This is a genomic window from Mesorhizobium sp. M7A.F.Ca.CA.002.15.2.1 (genome assembly GCF_003998715.1).
Taxonomy (GTDB): Bacteria; Pseudomonadota; Alphaproteobacteria; order Rhizobiales; family Rhizobiaceae; genus Mesorhizobium; species Mesorhizobium ciceri.
Genome location: NZ_RZPI01000343.1, coordinates 1 through 5,795, shown reverse-complemented (window position 1 = coordinate 5,795; position 5,795 = coordinate 1). Strand labels below are relative to the sequence as shown.

Sequence of the window (5,795 nt, the reverse complement as noted above, 5' to 3'; positions counted from 1 at the left end):
ACCAAGCTGGACGGCACGGCGCGCGGCGGTATTCTGGTGGCGATCGCGGCAAAGCACAAATTGCCGGTCTATTTCATCGGCGTCGGCGAACAGGTCGACGACCTCGAACCTTTCTCAGCAAGCGAATTCGCCAGGGCGATCGCTGGAGTAGCTTAACAAGCATGTCCCAAAAAGGTGCAGACTTTTTGGATCAGATCATGCGCAAGAAAGAGATTCCATGAACCCACCCATTCTCGAACGCGATCCGTCGGACCCGCAGAAGCAGAAGAAGGAAGGCGTCAATCCGCTGCTCAAGCTGGTGCTGGAGCTGGGTCCGTTGATGGTGTTCTTCTTCGCCAATGCGCGCAGCGGATGGCTGGTGCAGAAATTCCCTGTTCTGGCCGAGTTCGGCGGGCCGATCTTCGTCGCCACCGGCCTGTTCATGGCCGCCACGGCAATCGCGCTGATCGCCTCGTGGCTGCTCACCCGCACCTTGCCGATCATGCCGATGGTGTCGGGCGTCGTCGTCTTCATTTTCGGCGCGCTGACGCTCTATCTGCAGGACGACATCTTCATCAAGATGAAGCCGACCATCGTCAACACGCTGTTCGGCGGGGTGCTGCTCGGCGGCCTGTATTTCGGCAAGTCGCTGCTTGGCTATGTCTTCGATTCAGCCTTCAGCCTCGACGCTGAAGGCTGGCGCAAGCTGACCTTCCGCTGGGGCCTGTTCTTCCTGTTCCTGGCCATCGTCAATGAGGTGGTGTGGCGCAATTTTTCCACCGACGCCTGGGTTACTTTCAAGGTCTGGGGCATCATGCCGATCACGCTTCTGTTCACCTTCAGCCAGATGCCGCTGATCCTGCGCCATTCGCTGGACGACAAGACCGGCAAAGAAGAGAAGGCCGGGAAATAGAGCCTGCAAATAAGGGGAAAGGGCCATGGAATTCGTCACCACGCGCGACCAGTTGAGGACGATCTACAAGACGCCACGACCGACCGACGGTTCTATCCGAAAGGAGCTGAAAAAACTTGACGGCCATTGCCGCTCCTTCATCGGCAAGAGCCCATTCGTGCTGATTGGCTCGTCCGACGGTGCCGGCAATGCCGACGTGACGCCGAAGGGCGACAAACCGGGCTTTGCCACCGTTCTGGACGACACCACCATCGCCATTCCCGACCGGCCCGGCAACAACCGGCTCGACACGCTGGAAAACATCCTCGTCAATCCCCCGGTCGGGCTGCTCTTCCTCATCCCCGGCATGAACGAGACGCTGCGCGTCAACGGCGATGCCCGCATCACCGTCGACGCAAATTTGCGCGAACGGCTCGCCGTCGACGGCAGGGAGCCGCAAAGCGTTGTCGTGGTCAGCGTCAAGGCGGCCTACATGCACTGCGCAAAAGCCTTCATGCGCTCGGATTTGTGGAAGCCGGAAACCTGGTACGACCGCGCGACGCTGCCGACGCTCGGCCAGATCATGCGCGATCAGCTGGCGGTTGCCGATTCCGCCGAGGCGACCGACCGCTGGCTCGACGAGGAATACAAGAAGACGATGTGGTAGTTTTTGCGGACGCGATTCGCGTCTGGACCGATTCCATACCTTGCTGAACATCCTTGCCATTTCCGGCAGCCTGCGCGCGGCCTCCACAAATTCGGCGCTGATCGCCACACTGGCGCGCGAAGCGCCGTCCGGCTGCCGCGTCACCGTCCATGACGGGCTTGGCCGTTTGCCGATCTTCAATCCCGACGATGAAGGCGAGCGGACACCGCTCGAAGCCTCCAAGCTGATCCATGCCGTCAGTCGAGCCGACGGCCTGATCATCTCCTGTCCGGAATATGCCCATGGCGTGCCGGGCGGGCTGAAGAACGCGCTCGACTGGCTGGTCTCGCGCGATGCCGCCGTCGCCAAGCCCGCCATGCTGGTACACGCCTCGCCGCGCTCGCTGTTCGCCCGCGCCGCATTGGCTGAGATCATGCGCACCATGTCGTTCGCGCTTTACGACGATGTGCTGGAGATCGCCCTGCTCGGCAGGAAGCCGCCGGAGGTGGCGGGCATCCTGGCGGCGCCGGCGAACCGGCAGGCGATGCATGATGCACTGAATGCCTTCGCGGAGTTTATCCGCTCGCGTTGAGCGGCGGCCTCTCTTCCTTCTCCCCTTGTGGGTCCGAAGGACGGGGCGAGACCCGTGGCTCGCCCCAGGGTGGTGGCCTCGCGAGCGAGGTCGGATGAGGGATGTTCCAGCTTGGCACTGACGGCAATCCGTCACCCACCCTCAACCGTCTCGGCCTCCCAAAAGGGGAGAAGGAAAGATCGCGCATTACCCCTTTCGCAGCGTCTCCACATCGGTCTTCCCAACGTACCAATCGCGGGCGTTGACCTCTTCAAAAACCACCCAGACATCGTCGTTGCTCAGCCCGGTGGCGTCCATGATGGCCGCGGTGACCTTCTTGGCGATATCCGCCTTCTTGCCCGCCGGATCGGCGGCGATCACTTCCTTGACGATGCGGATGTTGACGAATGGCATTTCTTGTCCTCCCGGGGATGTTCGTGCTCACGACCCGCTTCGATGAAACCGTCGAACGGTCGCCAGTGTTCAACTCTCAGTATGTCTTGGCGCCGTTGACCATCAGCCGCACCATGTAGAGCGACGTGGTGCCGGCGATGTAGAGGCAATTCAGCTTGTTGCCGCCGAACACGCAATTGGCGGTGACTTCCGGCACCTTGACCTTGCCGATCAGCGTGCCGTCCGGATCGTAGCAATGGATGCCATCGGCGGCACTGGTCCAGATGCGGCCGTCCTCGTCGAGCCTGAAGCCGTCGAACAGGCCGGCGGTGCAGTCGGCGAAGACTTTTTCGCCGGAGACTTTCTTGCCGCCCTTGCCGACATTGAACACCCGCATATGCGCCGGATTCTGCGCGCCATGCGTGCGGCCGGTATCGACGACATAAAGCTTGCTCTCGTCCAGCGAGAAGGCGAGGCCGTTGGGCCTGACCATGTCGGTGATGACGGCTTCGAGCTCGCCGGTGCCGGGATCGACCCGGTAGACGTGGCAGGCGCCGATTTCGCTCTCAGCCCTGTCGCCCTCATAATCCGTATCGATGCCGTAGCTTGGATCGGTGAACCAGATGGAACCGTCGGATTTCACCACCGCGTCGTTGGGCGAATTCAGCCGCTTGCCTTTCCATTTGGCCGCGATCGTGGTGACCGAGCCGTCGAACTCGGTGCGGCTGACGCGGCGGCCCGAATGCTCGCAGGTGATCAGCCGGCCCTGCCGGTCGACGGTGTTGCCGTTCGAGTTGCCGGACGGCTGCCGGAAGACGCTGACATTGCCGTCGGTCTCGTCATAACGCAGCATGCGATTGTTGGGGATGTCGGACCAGACGACATAGCGGCCGGCGGCGAACCAGGCCGGCCCCTCCGCCCACTGGCATCCGGTGAACAGCTTCTCGACCTGCGCGTTGCCGTTGAACAGGCGCGCGAAGCGCGGATCGAGAATTTCATAATAGTCTGCGGCCGCCATGCTTTCCTCCCGGCATCAATGACAGGGATCAAGCCAGCCGGAGGGACAGAAGGCAATGTGGGTACGCACAGTGTCCCACAAAAGATCGCTTGCCGGCTCTGCGCATGACGTTAGCGCCGCATTAACCGGCTATGCGTCCAGCGCAATGGTGCATTGCAACATCTTCTTTTTGCAATGCACCATTACTATGTCATGCTTCGTATCGATCAAGGGAGGAAGAAACCGCCGCCGAAATGCGGCGCCAAAAAGGAACCTTGCTATGATCCTCGACAGTCTCATGACCCGCGCTCGCAACAGCATTGCCAAGCGCAAGCACTACAACCGCCTTGTCGCCGAAATCGACAGCTTTTCCAGCCGCGATCTGGCCGACATGCGCGCCGACCGCTCGGAAATGCTCTACCAGATCCACAAGCAGATCTACGGCTGATCTCAAGCCCGATAAGACGCGCCGCCAAGGTGCGTTGAGATTCAGGTCAGGCCGAGTCGAAAACGGTGGTTTCCGAGAACCGGAGCGGAGCGTACTTTTGGTACGCGAGCACCGGAAGCGCAGGAAGCCGCTGTTTGCAGGCCGGCATCACCTGAATATCAATGCGCCGCCAGTGCCTTGTCGATCTGCGGCAACAGCAACGCCTGCACCGTCTCGGGCGTCAGCGGGCCGACATGTTTGTAGGCGATCTTGCCGTCCTTGCCGATGACGAAGGTTTCCGGCACGCCGTAGACGCCCCAGTCGATCGCCGCGCGGCCCGCTTCGTCGACCCCTATCGCCTGGAACGGATTGCCGAGATCGCCGAGGAACCGGCGTGCGTTTTCGGGCCGGTCCTTGTAGTTCAGCGCTGCCATGGTGAAACGCTTATCCTGCGACAACGCCAGAAGCACCGGGTGCTCTTCGCGGCATGGCGCGCACCACGACGCGAAGACGTTGACCAATGTGACCTTGCCGGCGAAGGTTTTCGAATCGAGCCCCGGCAGGTTTGAGCCCTCCAGCGCCGGCAGGCTGGTTTGCGGCGCAGGCAGGCCGATCAGGGCCGACGGCACTTCCGAAGCATCGCGCCCCGACAGCAGTTGCGACAGGAACAGTCCGGCCAGGCCGAGGAAGATCAGCAGCGGCAGAAGCACGAACAGGCGACGACTGGGCGGCGGCGTTTCCGTTTCGGTGCTCATGGCTTGGCGACCTTGTCGGAGCGACGCCTCACGCCGGACGCCTCCAGTTCGGCAAGCTCACGCTTGCGCGCCCGCTGGTCGAGCAGGATCCAGCCGATCAATCCGGCCAGCACCACGGCAGTGATGCCATAGGCGGCGGTCACGTAGAGTGCATGCGCACTCATGCGGCAGGTCCCGCTGAAGTGGGGCCTTCCAAGCCGATCATGTCGCCCAGTCTAGACATGCTTTTCCTTAGCCTCGCTCCGTCGGCTTCGCAATCGGTCGCCGAGCCGCAGTCATACGCTGCGTCAATCCGTGCCATGGCGCAGCGCCAGCGCCGCCGAGACCGGACCCAGCACGCCAAGAAACAGGGTCAGCGCGGCAAGAATGAGGAAGGGCTGCAGAAACGGGTCGGGATTGGCGGTCGCCCCATAGCTTGCCGAAACGCCGAAGATCAGCACCGGGATGGTCAGTGGCAGCACCAGCACCGAGATCAGCAGCCCGCCACGCGGCAGCGCCACCGCCACCGCCGCACCGGCGGCGCCGATGAACGTGATGGCCGGCGTGCCGACCAGCAGCGTCAGCGCCGTGGCGCCGATGCCGAGCGGCTCCATGTTCATGAACAGGCCGAGCAAGGGAGCCGCAATGACCAGCGGCAGCACGCTGCCCGCCCAATGCGCCAGGCATTTCACCAGCACTGTCAGAGCCAGCATATGGCGATCGTTGCCGAGCACCAGGAGATCGAGCGAACCGTCCTCGCGATCGGCCTGGAACAACCGGTCGAGCCCGAGCAGGCAGGACAACAGCGCGCCGATCCACAGGATGGCCGGTCCGATGCGGGCCAGCAGCTTCAGGTCCGGCCCGACCCCGAACGGGATGGTGACGATGACGGCGAGGAAGAAGATGACCCCGGTCAGCGCTCCGCCGCCGGCACGAATGTTGAGGCGGATGTCGCGCAGGAAGAGCGCTAGCATGGTTTGAGATGCTTTCGCCCAGACACCATCAACCGGCTTCCCCCATCCTCAACTCCATCCCCTCGATCCCGAGCGGCAGATGCGTCGCCGCGACAATCATCCCGCCATCCGCGCAATGCCTCGCCATCAACCCCGCAAACCGCGCCTCCGCCGCCTTGTCCAGCCCCGCCGTCGGCTCGTCC

The 5,795-nt window shown here is 62.7% G+C and carries 10 protein-coding genes and 1 pseudogene; 5 read left to right on the top strand and 6 right to left on the bottom strand.

All coding sequences use genetic code 11. The features are described from left to right. Positions 1 to 6: 6 nt before the first annotated feature. From ENZ74_RS19200 to ENZ74_RS19185, 4 genes are all read left to right on the top strand, one after another. Complete coding sequence (locus ENZ74_RS19200) at positions 7 to 156, top strand: hypothetical protein (RefSeq protein ID WP_281059714.1); 150 nt, start codon at positions 7 to 9, stop codon at positions 154 to 156. A 61-nt stretch (positions 157 to 217) separates the two neighbouring features. Continuing rightward, the gene (locus ENZ74_RS19195; protein WP_013528838.1) at positions 218 to 892 is read left to right on the top strand and encodes a septation protein A; all 675 of its coding nucleotides are present in this window, start codon (positions 218 to 220) and stop codon (positions 890 to 892) included. Between the two features lie 25 nt (positions 893 to 917). Beyond that, positions 918 to 1,538 (top strand): pyridoxamine 5'-phosphate oxidase family protein, encoded by a 621-nt coding sequence (locus ENZ74_RS19190; protein ID WP_013528837.1) that lies wholly within the window; start codon positions 918 to 920, stop codon positions 1,536 to 1,538. 40 nt (positions 1,539 to 1,578) lie between these two features. Beyond that, the gene (locus ENZ74_RS19185) at positions 1,579 to 2,109 is read left to right on the top strand and encodes an NADPH-dependent FMN reductase (RefSeq protein WP_063169541.1); all 531 of its coding nucleotides are present in this window, start codon (positions 1,579 to 1,581) and stop codon (positions 2,107 to 2,109) included. A 186-nt stretch (positions 2,110 to 2,295) separates the two neighbouring features. Here ENZ74_RS19185 and ENZ74_RS19180 read toward each other — a convergent pair whose 3' ends face one another. Together ENZ74_RS19180 and ENZ74_RS19175 are read right to left on the bottom strand one after the other, a co-directional pair. Further along, complete coding sequence (locus tag ENZ74_RS19180; RefSeq protein ID WP_013528835.1) at positions 2,296 to 2,502, bottom strand: 4-oxalocrotonate tautomerase family protein; 207 nt, start codon at positions 2,500 to 2,502, stop codon at positions 2,296 to 2,298. Between the two features lie 76 nt (positions 2,503 to 2,578). Further along, complete coding sequence (locus ENZ74_RS19175) at positions 2,579 to 3,499, bottom strand: SMP-30/gluconolactonase/LRE family protein (RefSeq protein ID WP_063169542.1); 921 nt, start codon at positions 3,497 to 3,499, stop codon at positions 2,579 to 2,581. 259 nt (positions 3,500 to 3,758) lie between these two features. Here ENZ74_RS19175 and ENZ74_RS19170 point away from each other — a divergent pair, with 259 nt between their 5' ends. Further along, entirely contained in the window at positions 3,759 to 3,926 is a 168-nt protein-coding gene (locus tag ENZ74_RS19170) for a hypothetical protein (protein WP_013528833.1), read from the top strand. A 158-nt stretch (positions 3,927 to 4,084) separates the two neighbouring features. Here ENZ74_RS19170 and ENZ74_RS19165 read toward each other — a convergent pair whose 3' ends face one another. From ENZ74_RS19165 to ENZ74_RS35190, 4 genes and pseudogenes are all read right to left on the bottom strand, one after another. Continuing rightward, complete coding sequence (locus tag ENZ74_RS19165; protein WP_063169543.1) at positions 4,085 to 4,660, bottom strand: DsbE family thiol:disulfide interchange protein; 576 nt, start codon at positions 4,658 to 4,660, stop codon at positions 4,085 to 4,087. After that, a complete protein-coding gene (gene ccmD, locus ENZ74_RS19160; protein ID WP_013528831.1) occupies positions 4,657 to 4,824 on the bottom strand; it encodes a heme exporter protein CcmD in 168 nt (55 codons plus the stop codon). The genes ENZ74_RS19165 and ccmD overlap by 4 nt, the downstream gene beginning before the upstream one ends. A gap of 123 nt (positions 4,825 to 4,947) precedes the next feature. Beyond that, positions 4,948 to 5,613, bottom strand: coding sequence for a heme exporter protein CcmB (gene ccmB, locus ENZ74_RS19155; RefSeq protein WP_024504965.1), 666 nt, complete (start codon positions 5,611 to 5,613; stop codon positions 4,948 to 4,950). A gap of 28 nt (positions 5,614 to 5,641) precedes the next feature. After that, positions 5,642 to 5,795: pseudogene (locus tag ENZ74_RS35190) on the bottom strand (heme ABC transporter ATP-binding protein CcmA); the annotation flags it as partial.

Excerpts from the sequence above, each read along its gene's own strand:
- ENZ74_RS19170 (WP_013528833.1), top strand. The coding sequence starts at position 3,759 with ATGATCCTCGACAGTCTCATGACCCGCGCTCGCAACAGCATTGCCAAG.
- ccmD (WP_013528831.1), bottom strand. The coding sequence starts at position 4,824 with ATGAGTGCGCATGCACTCTACGTGACCGCCGCCTATGGCATCACTGCC.
- ENZ74_RS19165 (WP_063169543.1), bottom strand. The coding sequence starts at position 4,660 with ATGAGCACCGAAACGGAAACGCCGCCGCCCAGTCGTCGCCTGTTCGTG.
- ENZ74_RS19175 (WP_063169542.1), bottom strand. The coding sequence starts at position 3,499 with ATGGCGGCCGCAGACTATTATGAAATTCTCGATCCGCGCTTCGCGCGC.
- ENZ74_RS19195 (WP_013528838.1), top strand. The coding sequence starts at position 218 with ATGAACCCACCCATTCTCGAACGCGATCCGTCGGACCCGCAGAAGCAG.
- ENZ74_RS19180 (WP_013528835.1), bottom strand. The coding sequence starts at position 2,502 with ATGCCATTCGTCAACATCCGCATCGTCAAGGAAGTGATCGCCGCCGAT.
- ENZ74_RS19190 (WP_013528837.1), top strand. The coding sequence starts at position 918 with ATGGAATTCGTCACCACGCGCGACCAGTTGAGGACGATCTACAAGACG.
- ccmB (WP_024504965.1), bottom strand. The coding sequence starts at position 5,613 with ATGCTAGCGCTCTTCCTGCGCGACATCCGCCTCAACATTCGTGCCGGC.